This is a genomic window from Bradyrhizobium hereditatis, assembly GCF_020329435.1.
Taxonomy (GTDB): domain Bacteria; phylum Pseudomonadota; class Alphaproteobacteria; order Rhizobiales; family Xanthobacteraceae; genus Bradyrhizobium; species Bradyrhizobium hereditatis.
Window position 1 is genome coordinate 1 of record NZ_JAGKJK010000032.1, and the last position, 26,246, is coordinate 26,246.

Genomic DNA, 26,246 nt, shown 5'->3' on the forward strand with positions numbered 1-26,246 from the left:
CACGGGCACTAATCCTGAAACCTGAGATACTCCTGCTCGACGAAATCACCTCGGCGCTCGACCCTGAACTCGCTGGAGAAGTTCTCGACGTGGTCCGAGGTGTAGCCCACGAGACGAAGGTGACACTTCTGATTGTCACCCACGAGATGCGCTTCGCACGCGAGGTCTGTGACCGCATTGTCGTCTTCGATGCCGGCCGCATCATCGAGCAGGGCTCTCCTGACAAGATCTTCAGCCATCCCGAATCTGAGCGCACGCGCTCATTCCTGCAGTCCGTCCTGAACCATTGACGCTAGCTATGGCCATGAAGGCCGTCTCTGAGCTCCTCTTGCCGCTCTTAAGACATCTGATCCAGTATCGAAATGGAAGGCTTTCAGAGATCGGCGTGCTCAACGCGCTAGGTGTCTAGTCCCAAGCTTGATGGTGCATTCTTAGTGCACGATAAGGATGCGCTATGGGACAAGTTTTATACGGCTGCGCCACCACGATGGAGGCAGTCCGTCGAGCAATACGAAATAGTCAAGAGAGCCTGAGAGCACTCGCCAAGCGCTACGGGATCAACCAGAAGACTGGTGCGAAGTGGAAGCAGCGCGAGACCGTCGCCGATCGTTCGACAGGCCCCAAGGAAGGCAAGTCGACTGTCCTTTCCATCAAGGAGGAGGCGATCATCGTCGCTTTCCGGCGACATACGCTGCTGCCACTCGACGATTGCCTCTATGCGCTGCAGCCAACCATCCCGCATCTGACGCGATCATCTCTGCATCGCTGACTTCAGCGCTACGGCATCAGCCGGTTTGCCGGAGGTCGAAGGTGGCAAGCGTTCGAAGAAAAAGTTCAAGGCTTATACTATCGGCTATTTCCACATCGACATTGCCGAGCTCCAGACCGCTGAAGGGAAGCTCTGCCTCTACGTCGCCATCGATCGCACCAGCAAGTTCGCCTTCGTGCAACTGGTCAAGAAGACGGGAAGGACCTCCGCCGCGGCGTTCCTCGAAGTCCTGGTCGCGGCAGTCCCCTACAAGATCCACACGTTCTCACCGACAATGGGATCCAGTTCACCTTCCCGCCGCTATCCGGACGGCCCGATGGCAAGATATGTGACGCATATGTTCGATCTGCGCTGCCAAGAAAACGGGATCGAACATCGACTAACCAAGATCAAACATCCCTGGACCAATGGCCAAGTCGAGCGCATGAACCGCACGATCAAGGAAGCGACCGTCCAACGTTACTATTACGATCGACACGATCAGCTCGAAGCTCACCTTGCCAACTTCATCAACGCCTACAACTACGGTCGGCGGCTGAAATCCTGAAGGGCCTCACACCTTACGAATACATCTGCAAATGCTGGACTTCCCAGCAAGAACGATTCAAACCCAATCCGCTCCAGCAAATGCCGGGACTAAACAGGGACACAAGCCAGATATGATAGCCTCTGACCAATTCATGCTTGGAGGCGACTATCGAGAAATGTAAGGTGCCGTCGATGCGCGACATGGCATCGCTGTGGCAGGCTCAATCCAGTGTGGCTCGCGGACGTGCATGGCGCGCGGATACGCGTGCCGGCCATGATCCTCGTCCTGACGAGAGCAGCGCGTTCAGGATTCGTGAGCTATCGAGACTGAATTGTAGCTTGGCCCCCATTAGCGGACAGCGCGCCGCTCAAGCTGCTCAATTGCCGGTACACAGGGGCTGCACTCACACATTGATCTGCAGCGCGCGTGGGGTAGCCGGCGTCAACAACGAGAATTATTGTGTTCTTGCGCTTTCGACAGGTAAGCAAACTCTTCAGCTCGGCCAGTGTGATTGTCTGCGGTCGGCTGCGTCGTAAAGCGAGTCGGAAATCAGATGGTCGCGCGCCCATCGCTCGGATGAATTTCATCGAGAGTGGCGGCCGTAGCGCAGGATTTTGGCTCGTTCGAGCATGTCATTGCATCAAATGAGACCCAAGTGTCACTACACTCGCTGCTCAGGCTGGCGTAGGACTCTCGAAGAGCGTGTCGCTTTACTCAATGTACACCTTCACAGCCAAGCGCTGCCAACGGAAAGAATTAGCGCAAGGCGATATGCGCGCGGGCTGCCGAGTCGATAGGAACGCGATGGAGATTGATTGCTACTTGAGGGGGGTGGGTGGGTTTTCCGTAGGAGCCACTTTGCAAAATGCTGTGGCGACTTCAGCTGAGGCGGCGCGGTCCCGCTCGGAGGCGATTGGCCGTGCGGCGACGCCTCGCGCATGTTGGCTGCGATACTGGTGCCCTTTGGCGCGGCGATCGGGCTTGTTCCTCGAGGGGCTGCTTAGATCTGATCGGGGGCGGGGCGAATGAACGGTGCGGAAAGTCTGGTTAGAACCCTGTTGACGGGCGGGATTGACGTCTGTTTCGCCAATCCAGGCACCTCCGAGATGCATTTTGTCGCGGCGCTCGACCGGTTGCCGGGCATGCGCTGTGTGCTCGGCTTGTTTGAGGGGGTGGCGACGGGGGCGGCCGACGGCTATTTCCGCATGAGGGGGCAGCCTGCCTCGACGCTTCTGCATCTCGGTCCTGGCCTCGCGAATGGTCTTGCCAATCTGCACAACGCCAAGAAGGCGCATTCCGGCATCGTCAATATCGTCGGCCAGCACGCCGGCTACCACATCAGCTACAACGCGCCGCTGACCTCAGACATCGAGGGTCTGGCGCGGCCGGTGTCGACTTGGGTGCGCACCTCGCCGGACGCCAGGTCGGTCGCTGCCGACGGGGCCGCGGCGATCGCTGCGGCCAAGAGTTCGCCGGCGCAAATTGCGACCCTCATCCTTCCCGCGGATGCCGCTTGGAACGAGGCTGATGGCATTGCCGAGGTGCCGGCGGCGAAGCTGTGCCCGTCCTACTCGCCACAGGCGGTCGACGTTGCTGCCAAGATTCTGCGCGGCGACGGCAGTCGAGCGCTGCTCCTGATGGGCGGCGGGGCGCTGAGCGAGCACGGATTGGTGCTGGCGCAGCGGATTGCCGGAAAGACGGGGTGTCGGGTCATGGCTCCCACGTTCCACCCGCGCATGGCGCGGGGCCGCGGGCGCTTCTCCATCGACCGCATCCCTTATGTGATTGACCAAGCGCTTCTCCTGCTGAAGGATTTTCGCCACATCATCCTGGTCGAAGCCAGCGATCCCGTCGCCTTCTTTGCCTATCCGAACAAGCCGAGCCTGCTGAAGCCCCAGGGCTGCCAGCTTCATCGCATGACCGACTGGGGCGAGAACTCGGTCGCAGCGTTGGAGGCGCTGACGCACGCACTCCAAGCCAAGCCGCGCGACAGCGAGCGGGAAGAGTTCGCGGAGCTGATTAAGCCAACCGGCGCGTTGACCTTAACATCGATTGCGCAGGCGATCGCCTGTGCAATCCCGGAAAATGCAGTTGTGGTGGATGAATCTATCACCAGTGGCCGCGGATTCTTCCCTCTGACCGCGGCGGCTGCGCCGCATGATTGGTTGCAGAATATGGGTGGATCGATCGGCTTTTCCATGCCTGTTGCGACGGGTGCCGCGGTCGCTTGCCCAGATCGCAAGGTGATGTGCATGGTCGGCGATGGCAGCGCCATGTACACCATACAGTCCTTATGGACCCAGGCGCGTGAGGGGCTCGATGTGGTCACCGTCGTATTCGCCAACAAGAGCTATCAGATCCTTCGCAGCGAGTTCGAGAGCGTCAGGGCTGGCGAGCCGGGTAAGCGCGCGCAGGATATGCTCACGCTCGACCGTCCAGCACTCGATTTCGTCGCTCTCGCCAAGGGGATGGGGGTTCCGGGGCGTACGGTCACGACAGCGGACGATCTCAACAAGACGCTCGTGGAAGCCGTGCGCGAGCCGGGGCCGCACTTGATCGAAGTGGACATGTAGTGGGAGCCAAGTCCCCTCACCAATCATTCGACGGAGCGGGATCTGTTGAGCAAAGATCGTTTGTTGGCGTTGAAAGCTCAACTACGACCATCAATCGTTCTCCGAAGCCTCATTCAGTTCTAGACAAGTAAGGATAAAGACGCCATGACGAGCAACAATATGGACCTTGTGATCCGCGGCGGCACAATCGCCGACGGCCGCGGCGCTGAACTGTTCGATGCCGATATCGCAATCAAGGACGGCCGCATCAATGAGGTTGGAAAGGTTTTGGGCAAGGGGCGCGAGGAGATCGATGCACGGGGAAAGCTGATCGCACCCGGGTTTGTCGACGCTCACACCCATTATGACGGCCAAGTCACCTGGAGCCATGATCTTACACCATCCTCCCAAAACGGTGTAACTACCGCGATCATGGGTAATTGCGGCGTCGGATTTGCGCCGTGCCGGCCTGATGATCATCAGCGGCTGATCGAGCTGATGGCGGGGGTCGAGGATATCCCCGAGCCCGTGCTGGGCGACGGGATTCCCTGGGAATGGGAAAGCTTCCCCGATTATATGGAGTGGCTGGCCAAGCGCGACTTTGATATCGACATCGGTGCCCAGTTGGCGCATGCCGCTTTGCGTGTCTATGTAATGGGCGACCGCGGAGCTCACCGCGATCCTTCGACTGCCGAAGACAATGCTGCCATGGCAAAGCTCGCCGCCGAGGCAGTGCGCGCCGGCGCGCTCGGCTTCTCCACTTCGCGTACGCTTGCGCATCGGACCTCGACCGGCGATTACACCCCGACATTGAAGGCAGGCGAGGACGAATTAATTGCGATCGCATCCGCGATGCGCAAGCAGGGCCGCAGTGTGCTGCAATACGTGGGTGATCTCTCCACCATTCACGAAGACTTGCCGATGATGTTGCGGATCGCCGAGAAGACGGGATGCCACATTACGCACTCGGTGGCGCAGTACAACCAGGCGCCGCGGATCTGGCGCGAGACACTTGACGAATTTAATGCTGCGGCCGCGCGGGGGCTGTCGGTGACCGCCCAGGTCGCTGCTCGGCCGATCGGTGTCCTGCTTGGCCTCGAGCTATCGCGCCATCCGTTCCAGCCCCGTCCGAGCTACAGGGCGATTGCACACTTGCCGCTTCCCGAGCGGCTGACACGATTGCGGCAGCCAGAGGTGCGCAACGCGATCTTGAGCGAAAGCGTCACCGACGATGATGACCCGCTGTTCTTCCGTCCGAACTACGATGCCGTGTATCTGCTCGGCGATCCGCCCGATTACGAGCAGCCGCCGGAGAATGCGCTTGGTGCGCAGGCAAAGAAGCTCGGTAAGCGGCCGGAGGAGCTGGCCTATGATGCCATGCTTTCGAACGACGGTCGTGGCATGCTCTATGTCCCCGCCAGGAATTATGCTGATGGCAATCTCGACTGCGTCCGGGAAATGCTGAGCGACCCATGCGCCGTGCCTGGTTTGAGCGACGGCGGTGCGCATTGCGGCGTCATTTGTGACGCGAGCTTCCCGACCTACTTGCTCACTCACTGGACGCGCGACCGCAAGCGGGGTGACAAGCTCTCGATACCATTTGTGGTGGCGGCGCAAGCGCGCAGGACCGCGCTCTCGGTCGGCCTCGAAGATCGCGGACTGATAGCGCGTGGCTACAAGGCAGACATTAATGTCATCGATTATGAGAGGCTGCATCTGCATCCGCCAGAGGTGCATTACGACCTTCCCATGGGCGGACGGCGCTTGGTACAGCAGGTCGATGGCTATGACGCAACCATCGTCTCGGGCGTGTTGACGCAGCGCAATGGCAAGCCGACCGGCGCCCGACCGGGCAAGCTTGTGCGAGGTGCCCAGCAGTCTGTCCTGACTCAGGATTGACGCGGGGGGGGCTGCAAGCTGCTCTCAGGGGGGAGTACGAGCGCACATGTGTCTATGTCTATTCTTGGGATTGCGGACGTTCCCCACGCTCGGAGTAGACTTGGCTGTAGAGGAGGCGGCGCCGAACTGCCGTTCTAAGAATGAAGGTTAATTACAAGGTCACGACCACTTCGGAGGAAGGGACGAGGACCATTATCGAGAAGTTCGGCATTGAAGTAGCGGGAAGTAACTTCAACGCTATTCGTGCAAAATTCATCAAGGAGGTGACCTATATCTTTCCTGATGGGCCGCACGACACGAAGGACTACTTTATCGAACAGTGCAAGTGAGGCGACGCTACTCCGCCTCCGAAGCTTGAACTGATTCAGCAAATTCGGTCGGAATTATCTGACATTCGCGGCCTGCTACGCTTGGCGGCTGAGCTCACGGAGACAATCAATGAACGGAAAAGTACTGGTTATCAGTGGTGCTTTGGGCGCGCTCGGTAAGGAGGTCGCCGAGATAGCCATGACCCGCGGCGCGCGCATCGCTGCCATTGATTTATTACCATCAAAGTCTCTCCAAACACCGGGCCGGCTGGAGATTTGCGGTGTCGATCTCACAGATCCAGGGCAAGCGAAGATGGCCATCGATAAGGCGGCTGCACACTTCGGCAAGCTTGACGCGCTGCTCAATCTTGCTGGCGGTTTCGTATTCGAAACGCTCGTTGAGGGTGACAGCAAGACCTGGCAACGCATGTACGCGATGAACGTGCTGACGGCAATCAACGCTTCGCGCGTGGCGCTGCCATATCTGGCGAGATCCACCGCTGGCCGCATCGTCAACGTGGGGTCGATCGCGGCGGTAACGGCGGGCGGCGGCATGGGGCCCTACGCCGCCTCCAAATCGAGTGTGCATCGGTTCACGGAAGCTCTTGCCGCCGAGTGCAAAGGACAAATCACCGTCAACGCCGTGCTACCGTCAGTCATCGACACGGCCGTCAATCGCACCAGCATGCCGGGGGCGGATTTCGCCAAATGGGTTCAGCCGCGAGAGGTTGCTGAGTTGATCCTGTTTTTGGTCAGCGATGCCGCTAGTGCCGTCACTGGCGCGTTGATCCCGGTGGCCGGACGCGGCTAGATACGATTGCATTACAGCAGCCTGGAATTTTGCAGAATGGACGATGCTCTTATTCTGTCCGCTATTGTGCCTACTTGCCACGTGAAGATCGGGCGTGCGAGCGAAGGAGGCGACGGACTACGTTGCCGACCTAACCGCTGGGTGACGCGCGGGGAGCTGCCGTTTTGGATCACGGGAATCGGTCGCAGATTGGCCCAGGCGCAGGTTCGGCACCACAGCGAGGGCGAGGGTTCCCATCGACGAGATCCAAAGCTTCTCGACTTCCGACGGTTGAGCCTCGGGCAGCATACTAGCGCTTCCGGTCATGGCTAATCTGGCAACGGAAACAGTACGGGAACATCATGGCTATCTTCCATGTTCAGGCCGATTTTCCAAGCTGCAATCCCACAACTCAGCAACTTGCGACGTCCGCATTTGAGAATCAGTTCGTCTATTGACGCTATCACGGTCATGAACGCTGACCTGCCACCGAACTTTCATCTAGCGGCAATTAGAGTCTCGGGGTTTGTACGCCAAGTGGCGCGGGAGGACCAATGGACGATCGGCGAAGCTGATCGGGGGTTCGTAGCCCGATCGTCCGTTGCGGTGAGGTGGGCAGCATAGGCCGTGGGGGAGAGGTATTTCAGCGATCAGTGAGGCCGCCGGATATTGTAGTCGGCGACCCAGTTGGCGATTTTGCGGACGTCATCAAGTTCGTAGAAGAAGGTTTCGTCGAGCGGTTCATCGCGCATCCGGAGGGTGTCAAGAAGGATGTGTAAGTAGGTTTCTGTGAGTTTACTTTTAAGGAGACTCACATGGCGATTCGACGATCACCTCCTGAACTGCTCGACCGACTGCTTGCCAAGTACGAGACACCCGAGGACCTGACGGGAGAGAACGGGCTATTCAAACAACTGAAGAGGGCCTTGATCGAGCGGGCGCTGGGCGCCGCTCGCATCTGGGTTACGAGAAGGGCGACCGGGCTGGGCGCGGCACCGGTAACAGCGGCAACGGGATGAGCTCAAAGACGATCCTCACGGATGACGGTGAGATCGAGATTGCGGTGCCGCGCGATCGTGCCGGCAGCTTCGAGCCGCAGCTGATCGCCAACGGCAGAGGCATTTTACCGTTTTCGACGATAAGATTTTGAGCCTGTACGCCCGCGGCATGACGGTGCGGGAGATCCAGGGCCACCTGGCCCCGAAACTGTATGGCACCGAGGTCTCGCCCGACCTGATCAGCCGGGTCACCAATACCGTCCTCGTGCGGGAATGGCAGAACCGGCCGCTCGAGGCGGTCTACCCCGTGGTGTTCTGCGACGCGCTGCGGGTCAAAATCCGCGACGAAGGCCTGGTCAAGAACAAGGCCGTCTACTTGGCGCTCAATGTGGACGACGAGAAGGACTGCTCGGGCTGTGGATCGAGCGTACGCATCCGGTGAGGCTTTCAATTACCCATAACTTTGACGGCTCGGGCTGATCCGCTGATCGGCGAAATCTTGAATCGAAAGAATCACTTGTGATTCCTTGCTGAGCACCTGATTCGCGAGGGGGTGCTCTATGGGGCTGGCATTAAGGGATCGATCGGCAAAAGGCTGTTTGCGGTCCTTGGAAGGTGAGTGTTGGATTGATCGAGAGAGTAGTGGATGCGAGTTTAGGGACGCGCGGCTCGGCGACGGATTCCGCAAACTGCTCACGCAGATTGGAAGCGCCATGGGACAAAGCATTCCGCTCGTCTGCCAGGATTGGGCGAATACCAAGGCAGCCTACCGCTTCTTCTCTAATGACCGGGTCAGCGAAGCGGACATTCTGGCCGGCCATTTCCAATCGACACGTGATCGTGCCGCCGCCACTGAAGGTCTCGTTCTTGTGCTGCACGATACAACCGAGTTCAGCTATCAACGCGAGAAGTCAGAAGCGATCGGCATCACCAAGAGCATAAACAGTGGACGGGATAAGGCGGGTCGCCTCAGATCGCACACGGTTTGCGGCATCCTGATGCATTCGAGCCTCGCGGTTACAATCGAGGGGGTGCCGCTGGGGTTGGCGGCCGTTAAGTTCTGGACCCGGAAGAAATTCAAGGGGACGGCAGCGCTTAAAAAGAAGATCAATCCGACCCGGATTCCCATCGAGAAAAAGGAAAGCGTCCGGTGGTTGGAAAATCTCAAGCAGTCTACGCAGCTGTTGGATCATCCGGGACGATGCATCCATATTGGTGATCGCGAGAGTGACATTTACGAGCTTTTCTGCGCAGCACAGGAGATCGGAACTCATTTCCTGATCAGGACCTGCGTCGACCGCTTGGCTGGAGACGGGGATCACACGATCGCCGACGAAATGGACGAGGTCGCCGTCAAAGGGCTCCATCGCATCGAAGTCAGAGATAGCAACGGCGATCCCGACCAGGCCGTTCTTGAGATCAGGTATCGCAAGATTCGCGTCCTGCCGCCGATCGGAAAGCAGAAGCGCTATCCCGCTCTGACCCTGACGGTGATCCATGCCGAAGAGCGCGGGACGCCGAAAAACAGAAAGAAGATCGATTGGAAGCTGATCACCGACCTGCCTGTTGGTTCCCGCACCGACGCCATTGAGAAGCTCGAATGGTATGCTTTGAGATGGAAGATCGAGGTGTTCCACAAGATCCTCAAATCGGGCTGCAAAGCTGAGGAGTCGAAGCTCAGGACCGCCCAGCGTCTGACCAATCTGATCTCGCTCTTTTGCATCCTGAGCTGGCGGGTCTTGTGGATGACGATGCTCAACCGTTCCGCCCCAGACGCGCCGCCAACCCTCGCGTTGACTGCGACCGAAATCGGCGTGCTCGATCGCCTCGTCAACGACAAACCAAAAGCAAGACAGAAAACGCTCTCGCACTATCTGATCAAGATCGCCCGGCTCGGCGGTTATCTCGCCCGCGCCAGCGATCCGCCGCCTGGCAATACCGTCATGTGGCGCGGGCTGTCACGCCTCACTGACATCGCGCTGGGCGCCATGGTCGGAGTAGAATTTGTGGGTAATTGAAAGCCGGTGAGGGCCACCTTGCGGAGTGAGGCGCGGTGTTGAGAACTGTCCTTATGGACAGTGATAAGCGCAATGCCCAAGTCGAACGGCTTGAAGTGGTGGAGACCGGTCGGCGGCGGCGCTGGTCCGAGGATGAGAAGCTCAAGATCGTTCTGGAGAGCTTGCAGGCTCCACGCCAGGTCGCGGCGACGGCGCGGCAATACGGCATCTCGCGCTCCTTGCTGCTCCGATGGCGACAGCTGTTTCGCCCCGAGCTGAGGCAAGCCGCGGCGCTGCAAACAGCCTTTGTACCGGCGCGGGTGGTCCCGGATTCCGGGGCGGCGCCAGGTCCAATCGGGCCGGCCAGTGGCGGCGCGATCGAGATCGAGTTTGCGGCTGGGGCGCGGATGCGGATCACCGGCGCGGTCGATGCCGCGACGCTGAAGGCCGCCATCGCGGCGCTGGCCGACGGGCGGCCGCGATGATCCCTATCGCGTCGGGCGTGCGGGTGTGGCTTGCGACCGGGCACACCGACATGCGGCGCGGCATGAACTCGCTGGCCTTGCTGGTGCAGGAGGCCTTGCACCGCGACCCGCACGGTGGCGACCTCTACGTGTTCCGTGGCAAGAGCGGCAAGCTGGTCAAGATCCTTTGGCATGATGGGCTGGGCATGTCGCTCTACGCCAAGCGGCTGGAGCGCGGCCGTTTCCTGTGGCCGTCGTCGGCCGATGGCGTGGTGACCATCACCCCGGCCCAGCTCGGCTACTTGCTTGAGGGCATTGACTGGCGCATGCCGCAACGCACCTGGCGTCCGCAGGCGGCCGGCTGATCGCCGGGATTTGAATCGATCATGCGATCGGCAGTTCGGACAGCGACGGCGTATTGTGATTCTCTAGTCGGCGATGGGCGCCGATTCTCTCCCCGACGATGTGACCACGCTGAAGGCGATGCTGCGCGCCGAGCGAGCAGCTCGCGTGGCCGCTGAAGCAGAGGCGCAGGCGCGGACCTTGCTGATCGAGAAGCTCAAACTCACGATCAGGAAGCTGCGTCACGAGCAGTTTGGACAATCCTCCGAGCGCGGAGCATTGCTGGACCAACTCGAGTTGCAGCTTGCCGATCTCGAGGAGAACGCCGCGCAAGCCGAGACCGCGGCACAGATGGCCGCTGCCGACAAGATTGCGGTGCCATCATTCGAGCGCCGCAAGCCGGCGCGCCGGCCGCTGCCGGAGCATCTGCCGCGGGAGCGCATTGTCTATCCAGTACCTGCCACCTGCCCATGCTGCGGCGACAGCCGGTTGCGCAAGATCGGCGAGGACGTGACCGAGACGCTGGAGCTCATTCCGCGGCAGTGGAAGGTGATCCAGCACGTGCGCGAGAAGTTCGTCTGCCGGGCCTGCGAAGCGATCACCCAACCTCCGGCGCCCTCGCATCCAATCGCGCGTGGGCGCGCCGGGCCCAAGCTCCTCGCCCACGTCCTGTTCGCCAAGTACGGACTGCACCTGCCGCTCCATCGTCAGAGCGACGTCTACCGGCGCGAAGGCATCGACCTCGATGTCTCGACGCTCGCCGACTGGGTGGGCGCTTCCGCAGCAACCCTGATGCCGCTGGTCGATGCGATCCGGCGCCACGTCTTCGCGGCCGAGCGCATCCATGCGGACGACACCACGGTGCCGGTGCTGGCCAAGGGCAAGACCCGGACCGGCCGGCTCTGGACCTACGTGCGCGACGACCGCCCGTTTGCCGGCCCGGATCCCCCGGCGGCCGTATTCTTCTATTCGCCAGATCGTGGCGGTGAGCATCCCGAGCAGCATCTGGCGGGCTATGCCGGACTGATGCAGGCCGACGCCTACGCCGGTTTTGGCAAGCTCTACGAGGCCAATCGCAAAGCAGGCCCGATCATCGAGGCCGCGTGCTGGGCGCACGGTAGGCGCAAGTTCTACGACCTCGCCCGGCTCACCAAGGCACCGATTGCAGCCGAGGCGGTCAAGCGCATCGATGTCCTGTTCGCCATCGAGCGCGAGATCAACGGTCTGGCGCCGCAAGAGCGTCTGCGTGTACGCCAGGAGCGCAGTCGCCCCCTGATCGTTGAGCTGGAGGCGTGGCTGCGTGAGCAGCGCGCCAAGCTCTCCAAAAATAACGACACGACCAAGGCGATCAATTATTGCCTCAGCCGCTGGGATGCATTCACCCGCTTCCTCGATGATGGGCGCCTGTGCATGTCGAACAATGCCGCCGAACGCGAGCTACGGGCCGTCGCTGTAGGAAGAAGAAACTGGACCTTCGCCGGCTCCGATGAGGGCGGCCGGCGTTCGGCTGCCATTTACACCCTTGTTGCCAGCGCCAAGCTCAACGACGTCGATCCGCAGGCTTGGCTCGCCGACGTGCTCGCGCGCATCAACGATCATGCTATCAAGAGGCTGGATGAGCTTCTGCCCTGGAACTGGCGCAAGCTCGTGCCGAGCCATCTCGAGGCGGCGTGAGGAGGGCACATGAGAGCGAGCGGTCTATCCGCGGCAGACAAATCGGCGGTGACGGCCGTCTGCCAGCAGCTGATCGACGGCTTCCTGAAGCCCCGCTTCCTGCCCACTATCCGGCCGACACAGTTCAACTACCCGGTCGATATCCTGGGAAAGTGGCACGGCACCAAATATCGCTTCATTCAACGCTACCGCTCCGGCTTCCCGGAGAATCTCGGCGAAGAGTTCGACGCTCCGTTCGCACGCCTCGACTGGATCAGCCGCAATCGCTTCGACATCCAGTGGCACCGTCACACCGGAGAATGGTTCTGCCTGCATCGCGGCCTCACCCTCTCCGAAGCGATTGACACGCTAAAATCCGACGGATTGCTCCATCCACCTTAAACACCGGAGTTCTGCAAGTTCGGGCACACCCGCGGTCCTCGCCGGATTGATACGATCGAGCACCGAAGGGGCCAAGTTCTGGCTCAGGGTCGTCAACGAGCTCAAGGCGCGCGGCGTCAACGACATCCTGATCGCCGTGATCGACGGGCTCAAAGGCTTTCCCGAGGCGATCACCTCGGCGTTCCCGCACAGCATCGTGCAAACTTACATCGTGGGGGCATTGAAAACGTCTGCGGTTGTCGATTCATTGATCCCGCCGGTTCTCTTTGATTCGCGACGTGGGCAGGATTCTGGGTCGGAAAGAGCGCGATCAGCTGGAGCTGTTTATCAGCGGTTCGTTGCGACAGCTCGTTCCAGACGACCACATCCTCGCTCGCGTCGATCGCGTGTTGGATCTCTCGTGGCTGCGTGACGAGGTCGCCGATCTCTACTGCACAGATAACGGACGCCCGGGATCGACTCGGAAGTGGCTGTTCGGCTTATGCTTGCCGGCTTTCTGCTGGGAATCATCCATCACCGACGGCTGCTGCGCGAAGCGCAGGTCAATCTCGCGATCCGTTGATTCGTGGGCTACGGTTTGCACGAGGTGCTGCCCGACCACTCGTCGCTGACGCGCATTCTCCAGCGCTGTGGGGTGCCGAGCGCTTTGGCAACATCTTCAAGGGCACTGTGAAGGCGTGCATCGCAGGCCAGGATTGCGACCGGCGAGATCTTCCATATCGATGCATCGCTGATCCGTGCGAATGTGAGCTGGGACGCTTTGGCAGTGCGCCATGTTGCCGACGTAGAGGCGGCCAATCCATCCGAATTTGAATTGGAAAACCGTCAGAGCGGCAAATACAAGAAGATCTGCACGACCGACCCCGACGCGACTATGGCGACGAACGGTCGTAACCGCTGTCTCGAACCCTCCTACAAGCAACATACGGCTGTCGATGATGTGAAGGGCGTCCGTTGTCGACGTCAAGGTTACGACCGGCGAAGAGAACGAAGGGATGGCCGTAGAAGCTCAGCTCGATGCCATCGCCATGACAATCGGTGTCGCTATTAAGATGGCGACCATGGATGCAGGCTACGCCTATGCTAAAGTTCTTCGGGCGTTGGCAGACCGCCAGATCGATGCCATCGTACTGGCCAAGGCCGAGCGGCAACCTGGCAAGGTCATAGCGACGCGGCGCTTTAGGCTTGACGCCAAGCACAACATGGTGCGCTGTCCAACTGGCAAGATCCTACGGCCCAAGGGCAAGCTGCAACGGGGCTCTCTTCAACTTCCATGCGAGTCGCGAAGACTGTCGGGCCTGTCCTCTGCGGCCACGTTGCGTGAGCCCCTCCCGCCATGCGCGTGTGGTCGTATTCAATATTATCCACCCGTCGTTGCTTCGAGCGCGGCGCAAGAGGCTCAGTGGGGGAAACCATGAACACCATTTCTATCGGCGTCATCGTTGGCGAGTTGAGCGGGTGCATGGCGAAGCCAAGACTTGGCACGGTCTCGCTCGCGCCATCAATCAACTCGGCCTAAACTCGTCCGGCTGGGATCTTCTCTTAGAGCGCGCTCGTACGTGACGGCAGCCTGTCGTCGGGCGCACCCAGCCGAAATGAGGCCGCATCATCATGCGAACATCGCCGCGCCAAAACCGACTGACTCGAAACCGAGTTGCTGATGCGGGCTTCTCTCGGTTCGCTGCGCGGCAAGAAGCGCCACTGCAGCATAGCAGTCATTTCGACCATTGCGGAGGAGGTCAGGGAATTGGTGCTGTAGATTATCTTGCGGATGCCCGGCGCGAAAGCGAAGAACGGCACGACCTAGTCCCAGGCTCTGCGCCAGGCGGCTCCGAGCGCCGGATGGCGCTTGCCCCATTCGGCCTCGAACTCCTCGAGCCGGGCGAGCGCCATGTCGCATTCTCGGCCCGGTAGATCGCCTTGATCGCCGGCAGGATCGCCTTGTCCTTCCAGGACACGAAAGCCAGGCTGTTGCGGATCAGGTGCACGATGGGGGCGTTGAATAAGCCCGTTCTTTGGATTGATTCGCGTCCTTGCCAGATGCAGGCGCGCGGCTGATCGGGCCTCAGGTTGAGGCTATCCTTTGAAAACGGATCCGATCATTAACGTGGGGAGCGAACACGAGCAAAATGGCGAAGAGTGCTGCAGCCAACCGATTCAGATTGACAGCAGCGGCAGTCGGGAAAGCTTGGATACGCATGTTGTCTCCGCGCGACTGCGATCCCGGCGTTTCAGGGACGTTCTTGTCACAAGCGTTTGCCTCTGCGTCAGTGCAAGGCACCCGATGCGCCGTTGAATGGTTTCTCATGGCGAGAAAACTGCTCTTCACAGAACCAGCACCGGACCCGTTCTCGCCGGTTCTTGAGCGCCACAGCCACTTCGTCAGTGAGATCAACCGCGTGCTAAAATTTCCCCCGACAAGCGACCCATGTCGATTCCAAAATTGGTGGTCTCCTCGCGTGGATCATGCTGTCACCGCGCATTCGGTCGCCACGGAGCGCCAATGCGTGCCCGGATCGCATCAAGAGCTACGCTGATGAGAAGGTACCCCTCGACAAGACCGAGTGCTTCAGTGTAGCAGCTGACATCGCGACCGACCGGGGCAGTCGATCGCGCACGCACCAATGCGGTAGGTCGCTAAACATGTCTCCAGCGATCGAATCGATGTTTGGCCGCTGTCCTCACGGCGACGTATCTGAGGTGAACAGGGCGGCGCCGGACATCTACTTCGTAGCCAGTGCCTTCAGGGGCGCTGCTACCATCACGTCCTGCTGAAGTCCTATCTGATCTGGTAGCTGCCCGAGCGATGGAACCAGTGGTTTACTGACTTTGACCACGGGATCGATCGAGCTACCCGTGAGAGTTGTACAGAACCTCCAGTTCAGCCCGATGTCACCAAACCGCGGTGTCGTGCCCATTCATTTGAGGCATCGGGTGCGTTTCTTGGCACGTCAGAATGGAGAATGAAATGCCACAGGGGATCACCCCATCTGATGGTCATCGTCCGACCGGACATTTCCGGAACACCGCCTACATGATCAACGAAAGCAGGCCGTATTTCGATGCGGCCCACGCGGCGGGTCTCATGGCCGTCCACGGACGTTCCACGAGCGGACGCGCCGTTGCTTTAGGCACCGGCCCGCTTGACACTCGCGCGGAGGTGGTCGATTTCGTGCGATGCTCCTACCTGGGCCTCGACAACCACCCGATGATCGTCGCTGGCGCAATCGACGCCATCGAGGCGCATCGGTCATTGCACTGGTCCTGCGCACGAACGCGACTCAATTTCGATTTTCTGGAACAGCTTGAAGCAATCTTGTCCGAGATTTTCTGCGCGCGCGTGATCGCCTTTTCTACTGTCATGCTTGCTAATCTCGGGGCGATGCCCCTCCTTGCATCGGGCCAATTGACAGGCGGAAGAAAACCTCTTGTCGTTTTCGATCGCAGCGCGCACATCTCACTCGCCTATCACAAGCCAGCGATCGCTGATGAAACGCGGGTGGAAACGATTGCGCACAACGACATTGACGCTCTCGAACGCTTATGTCGTGAACATCCAGTCGTCGCGTACGTGTGCGATGGTGTTTACTCCATGGGAGGGAATTCGCCTGTCAAGGAACTGCATCAGCTCCAGGAACGTTATGGGCTCTTTCTCTATATCGACGATGCTCACGGTATATCGCTGTTCGGGCGCCAAGGCGAAGGATTTGCTCGCTCTCAGTTTCCGCGAGCATTAGGTGACCGCACGATTATAGCAGCCTCGATGGCTAAGGGATTCGGCGCATCTGGCGGCATGTTGATGCTCGGAACGGCCGACCAGGAGGCTCTGTTTCGACGGTATTCAATTCCTTATGCGTTTTCGGTGTCGCCGAATCTGGCGGCGGTTGGCGCGGCGCTTGGCTCGTGTAGGATTCACCGCTCACCAGAACTTGGCGAACGGCAGAGGCGGTTGGCGCAGCGGATCGAGGTTTTTGATCGTCGTGTCGCAACCGCCGAGCAAGGCAATTCACTTCCGATTAGAATGATCGCGATCGGATCGGAAGCGGAGGCGATAGCTATCGCAAGAGATCTTCTCAACGCGGGCTTCTACAGCTTGGTGACGTTCTTCCCGACCGTGGCGCAAGGAAGCGCGGGCATTCGGGTGTGCATTACGGCCGATCATGAGGTCTGCGATATAGAGCGGCTGTGCGACTGCATCTTGGAACGAGTCGTCAACACAACTGCAGACGGCCCTATAAGACCGGCCGTCACCTGAGGTATCATGATGGTAGGTCAGCAGAGGAGTTCATGGAGCAACGCGGCCTTGTAGCATTTCCGATTTCCACCGTTCAAGTTCTCCATGCGGATATGTTGAGGGTCGGTGAAAACCCGACGCATTTTGCAGCAGCGGTGCAGACGCTTCGAGTCGCCAATCTCAAGCTTGGCCAGCCGAGCCTCGCAATGCTCGCTCGCCGGATCTGGTGCCGTCGAGCTTCTCCCGAAATGCACCGCTATTTACAGACAGCTCTGGATCAGCGGGCGTCTGGCAAGAAGATCGCGGCAATCGGATCCCGTAACTTGGAACGGGCGCGCAACTGCTTGCTTAATGTGCTCACGGTTGGGATGACGCCCGTCTCCAATGCTGTTGCCGCGCAATCGACCGTGATATCACTCGCGCCGAATGCTACGTTCTCATCTGGAGCAGGTCCGCCCCATTTGTGATTCTGGAGCCACCGGTGCCTTGCCGGTCGATCCGGAGATTCGTCGGCCAACTGGTGGGACTTTGGTAATGATGTGCTGGGGCGTCTCATTCCGTTACGCCAGATAATCGCAACCACGGGGCCGATCACCTCAAAAAGGGCTGAGCTGCTAGAGCTTTCCATTGGATCTGCTCGGCGTCAGTGTTGTCCGCCGGCCGAGACATCCGCCTCGACTGGACGCTCTGCCGCGTGATCAGGAAGGTGCCCTCACTCACAATGCTTGGCTCGAAAACGGCGCGAGGAGCGACGTCGCTAGTGACGATAGGGTGATGTTGGCGATGCAATCCTGACGAATTTGGACAACTTTGCCCGTGTGGGGGAGCAGAATTTCGGGGCGATGCGGATGGGGCGCCGAGCCCGCCGACTACAACGTCGGCGCGGCGCCGGCGAGATCCAAAGGTGTGTCTGCCGACCCGCCGCGGACAGCCGACTCGTGTTTGTCGGATTTCTGACGCTGGCGGTATTCAATCAGCCATCGCTCGCTCCATATAGATGGACGAAGATGATGCCGAACGCCTTTTCGTGCCGAGCTTAACTTCTGCCTTGCGGATGACGAGCTTTATCGTGACCTCGGAGCGAGCACAATTGAGATCCGTGCGTCAGCTGGCAATCATGCTATTGGTCACGCGCAATCTTCATCGTGTTGCAGGTGGCGAGCTGCGCGACTCCGATCTTGACGAGGCTCATCATCCTGGTTTGACGCCAGACAGGGGAGTTGCGGTAAGCCAATGTTGCGAGCACGGGTGGCCGGTATGAAACAGCGTTCACCGAGTCTTCTGTGACCCAATAGCGTCGCGGGCACCCTTCGGGCTAGCGGCGGACTCCGCATCGCTAAGGAAAAGCCGCGACTGCGAGCCGGCGCGCTCCGTAGGGGTCGCGTACTGTTTCCAACAGACCCAGGCGCACACAGCTGTAGATGCGATGTGAGGGCGAGCTTTGTGACAAACGTTCTGGTGACCCGAGTGCGCGATAATTTCCCTCCGCGCCTAATTTTCCATTCCAGTCCAAGCTGGCACGGTCTTTGCTATCGTTACGAAGAGCAGTCAATAGGGCGCGCGTACATCGATGCGCAACGGCAGAGAAGCACATACGAGACAGACGGCAACCGATGTCATGGAAGCAGCGTCAGCAATTCTGCGCATGGCCGTGTGTCGCGAATACCGCGATTTATCGCGATTATGGATGGTGCCGCCGTGGTGTTCGCAACGGCGTTGGTGGTTGTCGCCATCGACCTTGTCACCGGCGTTCTTAATAGCGATCTTCATCGAAAGACTTGTCGCTATATCTGATGTTGTGCTACTTGCCCATCCGCCAGCAACCAGGCCTAGCCCTCCGCCCGGTGGTTTTGTACTGATCCGTGTTTTGTGGTCGCGCTGCTCGATCTTGTTTGAGCGCAGCTGCTATCGGCGGTCGGCGGTCGCCGGCCGGCGCAAAGCAGGCATTAGCGGATTTGCGAAATATTCGGTCCACGGACCAAGCGGACAGACCACGCAGCTTGTAATCAGGAAGAGGATGTGTGCGACCGGATATGCCAACCGGCGGCATCCTCCCGGTGTTCGGTTTCTACACTTCCTCTCTCTACCGGCCCGGCGGATCAGCGGAGTCGGCCGCATAGGAGCTGGAGACAGACGCGCGGCTTGGCTTCCGCAAGCAGACCGAGGCCATCATCGCTTCTCCCGAGCGCGAATAACACTAGTCTATCGATCCCGCCGAGACGCGGCCTCGGATCAAGCCGACTCTCCGCTCGATTCCAGTGTGACAGCTCGCGCCAGTCACAAACACCTATGTTCGATACCTACTGATCCGTACCCGCTCGTGGTGACCACAGGCTCGCATCACGTAGCGAATGATTTTCGCTAAGACCAGCGTAAGGAGTCCTCAATGGGAGTGCTATCACATCTGCGGGTCATCGAGATCGGCAGCTCGGCCGCAACGAGCTATTGTGCGCGGTTGTTTGCGGATTTCGGGGCCGATGTGCAAAAGGTCGAGCCGCCAGCCGGCGACCCACTTCGCCGGAGCGCGCCACTGACACCGGCGGGCCAGAGCGCGTGGTTTGCATTCCTCAACTTCAACAAATCAAGCATGATCATTGATCGCGCTGACCCTGGCGCGATTACACGCCTGACCGCGCTGATAGAGAATTGTGACATTCTGGTCGATGGCCGCGACGTCGATTACGCGGATTGTCCAACCGTTGATATCGCCGCGATCCGTCAGCGACGTCCAGGGTTGATCTACCTCGAAGCAAATTGGTTTGGCCGAGAGGGCCCCTATGCTGAATTTGCCGCAACCGATTCGACCGTCCGGGCGCTCGCCGGCCTCGTGAAGCTGGTCGGACCGGCCGAGGGGCCGCCGTTGCACTCACCGGATTTCCAGACGGGTATCCTCGCGGGTCTGTGGGGCTTCATTGCTGCAGCTTCTTCGGCGGTTGCGCGAATGCAGGGCGGAGCAGGGCGGTCATGGTCGCTCAGCATTTTTGAATCAAGTCTCTCTGTCAGCGAGTTTCTCATGTTTGAGGCGTTTACCCGAGGCGACGTAATGCGCCGCATCGGCATAAACCGCTTCTGGCCAGGCTTTCCGATCGGCATTTACGAAACCAAAGACGGTTGGCTCGGCGTTACGACGGTGACGCCGGCACAATGGCGCGCGTTCTGTGATATGCTCGACCTGTCCGAATTGCGTGACGATCCGGCCCTAGTTCTCGGCGCCGATCGTCTGGAACAGAGGGAGCTGCTCGAACGGCAGTTCATACCAAGGCTGAAAACGCGGACAGCGCAGGAGTGGTTTGCGGAGGGATTGAAACGGAAGATCCCGATAGTGCCGGTGCCCGAAATATCCGATCTGCTCCAGGACGAGGAGAAGAAGGCGCGCGGCGCAATCGTGCCCGTCTTCCTTGGCGAAGAAAAGGGCCTGACGGCTGGCGCGATGCAGCGCCTCACATTGACACCTCCACGTCGCGGCGGAAATGTTCCGGCGCCTGGCGAGCAGCAGTCTTTCCTTAATACCCGACACTTGGCCGGCACCGCGTCGGCCTCTTTCGGCTGCATCGAGGCCGACCGGCAGCCGTTGCAGGGAATTCGCATCATCGACTTCTCGATGGGATGGGCCGGCCCGTTGTGTACGCGTACACTGGCTGATCTTGGCGCGGACGTTATCAAGATCGAGGCCATCCAACATCCGGATTGGTGGCGTGGTGTCGATCGACGTTCTGCTTACGTAGACGGTCAGATGTATGAGAAAACGGGGTGCTTCTGCATCATGAACCGCAACAAGCGCGGCATCACGCTCGACCTGACGCGTCCGCAAGGTCTCGCTCTTGCCAAACGGCTCCTGGCCGGAGCCAATATCGTCGTCAACAATTTTTCAGTCGATGTGCTGCCGAAGCTCGGGCTTGGTTACGACGTGCTCAGAACGCTCAATCCTCGGCTCGTCGTGATGACGATGTCAGCCTTTGGTGCCAACAGCGTCCATCGCGATTGCCGGGCCTACGGCTCGACACTCGAGCAGGGCTCAGGACTGCCGAGCGTGATCGGAAACTCCGACGGGCCCCCCGTGATGAGCCACACCGCGTTCGGGGATGCCGTCGGCGGGTTGAATGGCTGCGCTGCAGTTCTGACCGCCCTCATTCACGCCCGCAACACCGGGCAGGGACAGTTCATTGATCTAGCGCAGATCGAATGCATGATGCCGTTTGCGGCGCCATGGATCACCGTCCACTCGATCGGAAGTATGCCGCCGCCAAGGTATGGCAATCGACACCCGCAATTTGTGCCGCACGGCTGCTTCCGGTGTGCTGGCGAGGACAACTGGATCGTGATAGCGGCAACCAATGCGGATATGTGGGAGAGGCTTGCACTTCTTATTGGTCGGCCTGACTGGGCCGTGGACGCATCGCTGAAATCTGTGGAAGGTCGCCGGGCGGTTGAGGAAGCCATCGAGACGGACATCGCAGTCTGGGCGCTCAGCCGCGATCCGGACGAGGCCATGTCCGAGTTGCAAGCCGTAAAGGTTGCCGCGGGCGTGGCCCGCCTGCCAATTGATCTGCTCAATGATAGCCATCTCAGGTCACGCGCATTTCTGCAGGAAGTCGAACGCCCTTTCATTGGCTTGCATCCGCAGCCCTCGATGCCGATTCGCGAAGGTGCTGGCCCCTATCCGATCCGTACAGCAGCGCCGACGCTTGGACAGCACAATCGAGAGATCCTCTCAGGGCTCCTGGGTCTTTCGGACGCCGAAATCGCGCAATTGGCACAAGAGCGCATTATCGGCACGGCGATGCTTTCAGAAGGCGACCTCGATCGCTAAGATGATATCATCTGACTAAAAATCGAGTTGCGGCCCAGAAAGGCCTACGCTCAGCGTTGGCGGATTCACGCCCATCGACCGGAATTTCATGAGGGTGCAAGGCTCTGACAACCAACCCACGGTACGAGCTACTCGTCCAAGTGTAGTCTAATAGGATGGCCCTGGAAAATCTCCCAGGATCTTGAGTGGGAGTCGGTTCCGAGCACGAGGGGCATTTAAGATTGTAAGCTTTGGCGGTTTCAGGAGCCTAGATGTTGCTATCTCGCTTTCCAAAGCGAACGAAGCCGCTGCAAAGACGTTAAAGTTGATGACAGAGCGAGATGACCTTTACTGCCGCCTCGACCGGCGGGCTACTTCGATCGCTATTCGCCACTTGCCGGTCGAATCTTCGGCAGGAAGACTGCGAGCAGACCGAGCGCCGGCAAGAACAGGACAGACCAGTTAAACCGGAACAATCATGGCGGCCCGAACCATGTCCCGGGTGATCCTTTTGCCGCCGCTAGCGCGTGGCAACACATGCGGACAACAACCTGTTTCCGATTTACCCACGTCCGTGCCATACCGCCGATTGTGCATCCGTCGGCCGTGAAGAATCTCCCAAGTCCTTGAGCGGGATTCGATTTTCTGGTCACAACGGCATTTGAGATTGCCGGGTTTTGGGCGTTGAGGCCCCAAAAGCTTGCAATTTCATCTTTTGGATTCCCTCGAATCGAGGGGCGTGATTCCGTGGTCGCATCGGAGGGGACGATGCGACCCAAGGAACGACGGGACGGCGGACAGACCGATCTTCTGCGCTCTCGGCTGGACGCGATCATCGATATGAACCATGCGCTGGTGAAGCTGGCGCGGACGATCGACTGGTCGTTCCTCGAACAGAAGTTCGGCACGGTCTACGAGGATAAGCCTGGCCGGCCGCCGTTGCCGACCCGGCTGATGGCGGCACTCGCTATCCTCAAGCACACCTACGATCTCTCCGATGAGGTCTTGTGCGAACGCTGGCTGGAGAACCCCTATTACCAGTTCTTCTGCGGCGAGGAGTTCTTTCAGCACCGCCTGGTGTTCGACCGCTCTTCTCTGACGCGCTGGCGCCAGCGGATGGGCGAGGAGAAGCTGCAGGCGCTGCTGCAAGAGAGCCTTTCGGTCGCTACCAGGACCGAGGCGATCAAGCCAAGCGACCTCAACCGCGTCATCGTCGACACCACGGTGCAGCCCAAGAACGTGATGTTCCCGACCGATGCCAGGCTTCTCAACCGCGCCCGCGAGATCGGCTGGCAAAGCGGCATGGCGTCAAGCTGCGCCAATCCTAGCACGGGTGGGTAAGTTCGCCCTGATCAAGCATCAACGCTATGCCCACGCCAAGCAGTTCAAGCGCGCCAACCGGGCCTTGAGGACGCTCAGAACCTATCTCGGTCGCATCATCCGCGACACTGCCCGCAAGATCGAAGGCCGCACCGATTTGCTCGGCGAGATTGTTCTCGGACGCATGCTGGCGCTGGCCCGACGGGTGCTTGACCAGAAGCAGCACCAGCGCCGACCGAAGGTCTATTCCCTGCACGCGCCAGAGGTGGAGTGCATCGGCAAGGGCAAGGCGCACCGCCTTACGAGTTAATGGCATGGACCACGCCCGCTCTCAGCGGCAACGTGGAACCCGGGCGGGGACAGCAGCAGGAGCGCAAGCCATGTCGAATACAAGCATTGTCACAATCGGCATCGATCTCGGGAAGAACACATTCCATGTCGTCGGTCTCGATGCCAAAGGAGCAATCACGCTACGCAAGAAGCGGTCGAGAAATCAGCTTGACCAGTCGCTCGGCAATGTTCCGCGTTGTCTGATCGGAATGGAGGCGTGTGCAGGCGCACATCATCTAGGGCGCAAGCTCGAGAAATTGGGTCATCAAGTACGGCTCTTGCCGGCACAATACGTCAAACCATACCTCAAGGGTCACAAGAATGACTTTCGGGACGCTGAAGCGATCGCCGAGGCCGCTCAGCGGCCGACAATGCGGTTCGTCCCGGTGAAGTCAGCCGAACAACTTGATTTACAGGCGCTCCACAGAGTTCGCAGTCGACTGGTGACGCAGAGAACGGCGGTCATCAATCAAATCCGGGGCTTTTTGCTTGAGCGAGGGCTACCAGTGCGCCAGGGAGCGGCAGCACTCCGACTGGCACTTCCTCAGATTCTCTCAGCGCCAAACGACAACTTATCGCCTCGAGTGATCCAGCTCATTCAAGACTTGTCCGAGGACTGGCGCTATCTCGACCGACGGATCGCGTCAATGACGAAAGAGATCGACGAACTCGCTGATCAAGATCCACATTGTCGCCGCCTAATGAGTGCGCCCGGCGTCGGGCCGATTATCTCAAGCGCGATGGTCGCCGCCATCGGAACCGGTGATGCCTTCCATAAAGGCCGCGACTTTGCAGCATGGCTTGGTCTGGTACCGAAGCAAATCTCGACCGGCGATCGAACCATTCTCGGCCGCATATCGAGGCGCGGCAATCGGTACCTGCGAACGCTGTTCATTCAAGGTGCCAGAGCCGTACTTCTGCAGCGTCAGAGTTGGCCTCGGCATGGCTTCGCAGCGTGGTTGGAAGCAGCGTCCAAGCGGCTCCACTCCAATGTCTTGGTCGTCGCCCTGGCCGCGATACCGCGCGGCAATCAGGGTGACAGTGCGTATTGCCTCATGGAGGAATGCTCCCGAGGACACGATCGTTGCCTCATTTATTTTGCTCCCAAGAAGACGGACGGTCGGGTACGGGGAAGGCCGGTCGTGGAGCTGGTCGGGGTTGCGCAACGACCGGCCTTCCCCGTACCGGAAGCGGGCGCTGTCATGGCGCAGGCGGTGTGTCGATCCGGGTCGCATGAGCCGCCGATCCAAACAGCAGCGCGCTTGCCTGCTCGCTGCGCCAGGATTTGAGGCGGCGCTGAAGCGTTCGCAGCAGCTTATCCGGGTACGCGCCCGGATATTCCGCCTGTAACCTCGTCAGGAGTTCGGCGCCGGTTCGCCACGGTTCGGCTTTGAACCACTCCTGCAGCTGTGGGGTCGCCTGAACGAGCGGATCAGGGCGACGACGACCTCGCTTCACCTTGACGATCGGCCGGTCCGTCGGTCGAGATGCGCCCTCTTTCCAAGCCGTTCGCAAGCTGGCGAGGAACAAATCGATCGGCGGGGCCGCAGCAATCGAATCGCCCGCCGACTTCAGGTCGGAAAGACCGGCCAGACGTTGCTGTGCAGACCGAATGTCGCGCAGCAACGCGACCGGGTCCAAGCTGACGCAGATTTCCTGCAGTCGGATCCGAACCGCATCGGAGGTCCGTGGGTCGGCTGGCAGCCGCTGATGCGGCGTCGGCGGCTCGACGGTGTACCGGACCCGGCGGCGCTTCGTCGAAGGCAATCTGGCTGCGGCCTTGAGCGAAGAGCCCCGTCGTGGGGCGGAACGCAAGCTCACCGAGAAAGAGGAGGCGCTGCTGGTGGCCACCGCCTGCGCGAGCCCGCCGACCGGCCGCGCGCGCTGGACGCTGGAGCTCCTGGCCGACGAGATGGTCAGATTGACGTCTCACGAGAGCCTGTCGCGAGAAACGGTGCGACGGCGCCTGGCCGAGAACCATATCAAGCCATGGCGCAAAAGCATGCGGTGCATCCCAAAGGTCGACGCGGAGTATGTCGCGCACATGGAGGATGTGCTCGATCTGTACGCCGAAGCGGCCGATCCGCAGCGGCCAGTGGTCTGCTTCAACGAGAGCCCGGTCCAGCTCATCGGCGAGATCCGTCAGCCGATCCCCGCCAAGCCGCGCCGGATCGAGCGTTACGATTACGAGTACCGACGCAACGGCACGGCCAACCTGTTCGTGCTCATCGACGTGAACCGACCCTGGCGCAAGGTGAAGGTGACGGAGCAACGCACCGCGAAGGACTTCGCAGAATGCATGCGCGAGCTTGTCGACGTGCACTATCCCAAAGCCCAATGCATTCGCGTCGTGCTCGACAATCTGTCTACCCACAAGGCCGGCGCCCTTTATCAAGCATTCCCACCCGACGAAGCCCGCCGCGTGCTGCGCCGCATCGAGTTCCGTCACACGCCAAAACACGCCAGCTGGCTCAACATGGTCGAGATCGAAATCGGCGTCCTCTCACAGCAGTGCCTCGACCGGCGGATCGACAGCTATGCCCGTCTAGTCAGCGAGACCACCGCCTGGGAAAAACGCCGCAACGCCGAGCGTGCCCGAATCAATTGGATGTTCACAACCGAGAACGCGCGGGCCAAATTGGCCCGCGCCTATCCAAAGGTCCCGGCCAAGCCAACGAAAAAGCAAAGAGTCAAAACCTCTGTGCTGAGGTACTAGGCCGCACCGCATAAGAAACAGGGCCGGAAAGGAAGATTCAAGGTCGGATTAGAAGGCACAACAACCCGCCGAGGTTTGCGAGACGGAAAGGACGAATGGAGAAACGGTTCCACCGACACTTCTGAAGCCTGGTTCGACTCCATGGCCCTTCTTG

Annotated in this window: 13 protein-coding genes and 10 pseudogenes; 19 read left to right on the plus strand and 4 right to left on the minus strand. The window is 59.9% G+C overall.

Annotated features, from left to right (window positions below; genetic code table 11):
• The 5 genes and pseudogenes from J6524_RS35925 to fabG form a co-directional block, all read left to right on the plus strand.
• Window positions 1–290, plus strand: a 290-nt coding sequence (locus J6524_RS35925) for an ATP-binding cassette domain-containing protein (protein WP_512699563.1), incomplete at its 5' end; no start/stop codon positions are given.
• 164 nt (window positions 291–454) lie between these two features.
• Window positions 455–1,432 (plus strand): annotated as a pseudogene (locus J6524_RS35930) (IS481 family transposase).
• An 891-nt stretch (window positions 1,433–2,323) separates the two neighbouring features.
• Window positions 2,324–3,871: an acetolactate synthase large subunit gene (locus J6524_RS35935; RefSeq protein WP_225678607.1), complete on the plus strand. Its 1,548-nt coding sequence runs from the start codon at window positions 2,324–2,326 to the stop codon at window positions 3,869–3,871.
• A 144-nt stretch (window positions 3,872–4,015) separates the two neighbouring features.
• A complete protein-coding gene (locus J6524_RS35940) occupies window positions 4,016–5,749 on the plus strand; it encodes an N-acyl-D-amino-acid deacylase family protein (RefSeq protein WP_225678608.1) in 1,734 nt (577 codons plus the stop codon).
• Window positions 5,750–6,187: 438 nt separating this feature from the next.
• Window positions 6,188–6,868 carry a 3-oxoacyl-ACP reductase FabG gene (gene fabG, locus J6524_RS35945; RefSeq protein WP_225678609.1) on the plus strand — a complete coding sequence of 227 codons (681 nt, stop codon included), beginning with the start codon at window positions 6,188–6,190 and terminating at the stop codon, window positions 6,866–6,868.
• Window positions 6,869–7,358: 490 nt separating this feature from the next.
• Here fabG and J6524_RS35950 read toward each other — a convergent pair.
• Window positions 7,359–7,602: pseudogene (locus J6524_RS35950) on the minus strand (integrase core domain-containing protein); the annotation flags it as partial.
• Window positions 7,603–7,662: 60 nt separating this feature from the next.
• Between J6524_RS35950 and J6524_RS35955 the strand changes: the two are divergent.
• From J6524_RS35955 to J6524_RS35990, 8 genes and pseudogenes are all read left to right on the plus strand, one after another.
• Window positions 7,663–8,277: pseudogene (locus J6524_RS35955) on the plus strand (IS256 family transposase); the annotation flags it as partial.
• 128 nt (window positions 8,278–8,405) lie between these two features.
• Entirely contained in the window at window positions 8,406–9,863 is a 1,458-nt protein-coding gene (locus J6524_RS35960) for an IS4 family transposase (RefSeq protein WP_225678610.1), read from the plus strand.
• A gap of 53 nt (window positions 9,864–9,916) precedes the next feature.
• Window positions 9,917–10,327 carry an IS66-like element accessory protein TnpA gene (gene tnpA, locus J6524_RS35965; RefSeq protein WP_225678611.1) on the plus strand — a complete coding sequence of 137 codons (411 nt, stop codon included), beginning with the start codon at window positions 9,917–9,919 and terminating at the stop codon, window positions 10,325–10,327.
• The gene (gene tnpB, locus J6524_RS35970) at window positions 10,324–10,671 is read left to right on the plus strand and encodes an IS66 family insertion sequence element accessory protein TnpB (protein ID WP_225678612.1); all 348 of its coding nucleotides are present in this window, start codon (window positions 10,324–10,326) and stop codon (window positions 10,669–10,671) included. The genes tnpA and tnpB overlap by 4 nt, the downstream gene beginning before the upstream one ends.
• A 73-nt stretch (window positions 10,672–10,744) precedes the next feature.
• The gene (gene tnpC / locus J6524_RS35975; protein WP_225678613.1) at window positions 10,745–12,322 is read left to right on the plus strand and encodes an IS66 family transposase; all 1,578 of its coding nucleotides are present in this window, start codon (window positions 10,745–10,747) and stop codon (window positions 12,320–12,322) included.
• A gap of 9 nt (window positions 12,323–12,331) precedes the next feature.
• Window positions 12,332–12,703, plus strand: coding sequence for a DUF3024 domain-containing protein (locus J6524_RS35980; protein ID WP_225678614.1), 372 nt, complete (start codon window positions 12,332–12,334; stop codon window positions 12,701–12,703).
• A gap of 28 nt (window positions 12,704–12,731) precedes the next feature.
• Window positions 12,732–12,935, plus strand: a pseudogene (locus J6524_RS35985) (transposase); the annotation flags it as partial.
• Between the two features lie 55 nt (window positions 12,936–12,990).
• Window positions 12,991–14,212 (plus strand): annotated as a pseudogene (locus J6524_RS35990) (transposase); the annotation flags it as partial.
• Between the two features lie 225 nt (window positions 14,213–14,437).
• On the opposite strand, the pseudogene J6524_RS35995 reads toward J6524_RS35990, so the two are convergent.
• Window positions 14,438–14,694, minus strand: a pseudogene (locus tag J6524_RS35995) (transposase); the annotation flags it as partial.
• A gap of 977 nt (window positions 14,695–15,671) precedes the next feature.
• On the opposite strand from J6524_RS35995, the gene J6524_RS36000 reads away from it, so the two are divergent.
• On the plus strand, window positions 15,672–16,958 hold the full coding sequence (locus J6524_RS36000) for an aminotransferase class I/II-fold pyridoxal phosphate-dependent enzyme (protein WP_225678615.1): 1,287 nt from the start codon (window positions 15,672–15,674) through the stop codon (window positions 16,956–16,958).
• Between the two features lie 32 nt (window positions 16,959–16,990).
• The gene (locus J6524_RS36005) at window positions 16,991–17,404 is read left to right on the plus strand and encodes a hypothetical protein (RefSeq protein WP_225678616.1); all 414 of its coding nucleotides are present in this window, start codon (window positions 16,991–16,993) and stop codon (window positions 17,402–17,404) included.
• A 1,081-nt stretch (window positions 17,405–18,485) separates the two neighbouring features.
• On the opposite strand, the gene J6524_RS36010 is transcribed toward J6524_RS36005, so the two are convergent.
• Window positions 18,486–18,707, minus strand: a complete 222-nt coding sequence (locus tag J6524_RS36010) for a hypothetical protein (RefSeq protein WP_225678617.1) — start codon at window positions 18,705–18,707, stop codon at window positions 18,486–18,488.
• A 616-nt stretch (window positions 18,708–19,323) separates the two neighbouring features.
• Here J6524_RS36010 and J6524_RS36015 point away from each other — a divergent pair.
• From J6524_RS36015 to J6524_RS36025, 3 genes and pseudogenes are all read left to right on the plus strand, one after another.
• Window positions 19,324–21,747: a CaiB/BaiF CoA transferase family protein gene (locus J6524_RS36015; RefSeq protein ID WP_225678618.1), complete on the plus strand. Its 2,424-nt coding sequence runs from the start codon at window positions 19,324–19,326 to the stop codon at window positions 21,745–21,747.
• Between the two features lie 747 nt (window positions 21,748–22,494).
• Window positions 22,495–23,344: pseudogene (locus J6524_RS36020) on the plus strand (IS5 family transposase); the annotation flags it as partial.
• 82 nt (window positions 23,345–23,426) lie between these two features.
• Window positions 23,427–24,389, plus strand: a pseudogene (locus J6524_RS36025) (IS110 family RNA-guided transposase); the annotation flags it as partial.
• A 187-nt stretch (window positions 24,390–24,576) separates the two neighbouring features.
• On the opposite strand, the pseudogene J6524_RS36030 reads toward J6524_RS36025, so the two are convergent.
• Window positions 24,577–25,164: pseudogene (locus J6524_RS36030) on the minus strand (ISNCY family transposase); the annotation flags it as partial.
• Between J6524_RS36030 and J6524_RS36035 the strand changes: the two are divergent.
• Window positions 25,091–26,092, plus strand: a pseudogene (locus tag J6524_RS36035) (IS630 family transposase); the annotation flags it as partial. The pseudogenes J6524_RS36030 and J6524_RS36035 overlap by 74 nt on opposite strands.
• Between the last annotated feature and the right edge of the window lie 154 nt (window positions 26,093–26,246).

Coding starts and splice junctions, on each gene's coding strand:
- J6524_RS35940 (WP_225678608.1), top strand. CDS start 4,016: ATGACGAGCAACAATATGGACCTTGTGATCCGCGGCGGCACAATCGCC.
- J6524_RS36000 (WP_225678615.1), top strand. CDS start 15,672: ATGCCACAGGGGATCACCCCATCTGATGGTCATCGTCCGACCGGACAT.
- J6524_RS35960 (WP_225678610.1), top strand. CDS start 8,406: ATGGGGCTGGCATTAAGGGATCGATCGGCAAAAGGCTGTTTGCGGTCC.
- tnpA (WP_225678611.1), top strand. CDS start 9,917: ATGGACAGTGATAAGCGCAATGCCCAAGTCGAACGGCTTGAAGTGGTG.
- J6524_RS36010 (WP_225678617.1), bottom strand. CDS start 18,707: ATGAAGATCGCTATTAAGAACGCCGGTGACAAGGTCGATGGCGACAAC.
- tnpB (WP_225678612.1), top strand. CDS start 10,324: ATGATCCCTATCGCGTCGGGCGTGCGGGTGTGGCTTGCGACCGGGCAC.
- fabG (WP_225678609.1), top strand. CDS start 6,188: ATGAACGGAAAAGTACTGGTTATCAGTGGTGCTTTGGGCGCGCTCGGT.
- J6524_RS35980 (WP_225678614.1), top strand. CDS start 12,332: ATGAGAGCGAGCGGTCTATCCGCGGCAGACAAATCGGCGGTGACGGCC.
- J6524_RS36015 (WP_225678618.1), top strand. CDS start 19,324: ATGGGAGTGCTATCACATCTGCGGGTCATCGAGATCGGCAGCTCGGCC.
- tnpC (WP_225678613.1), top strand. CDS start 10,745: ATGGGCGCCGATTCTCTCCCCGACGATGTGACCACGCTGAAGGCGATG.
- J6524_RS36005 (WP_225678616.1), top strand. CDS start 16,991: ATGGAGCAACGCGGCCTTGTAGCATTTCCGATTTCCACCGTTCAAGTT.
- J6524_RS35935 (WP_225678607.1), top strand. CDS start 2,324: ATGAACGGTGCGGAAAGTCTGGTTAGAACCCTGTTGACGGGCGGGATT.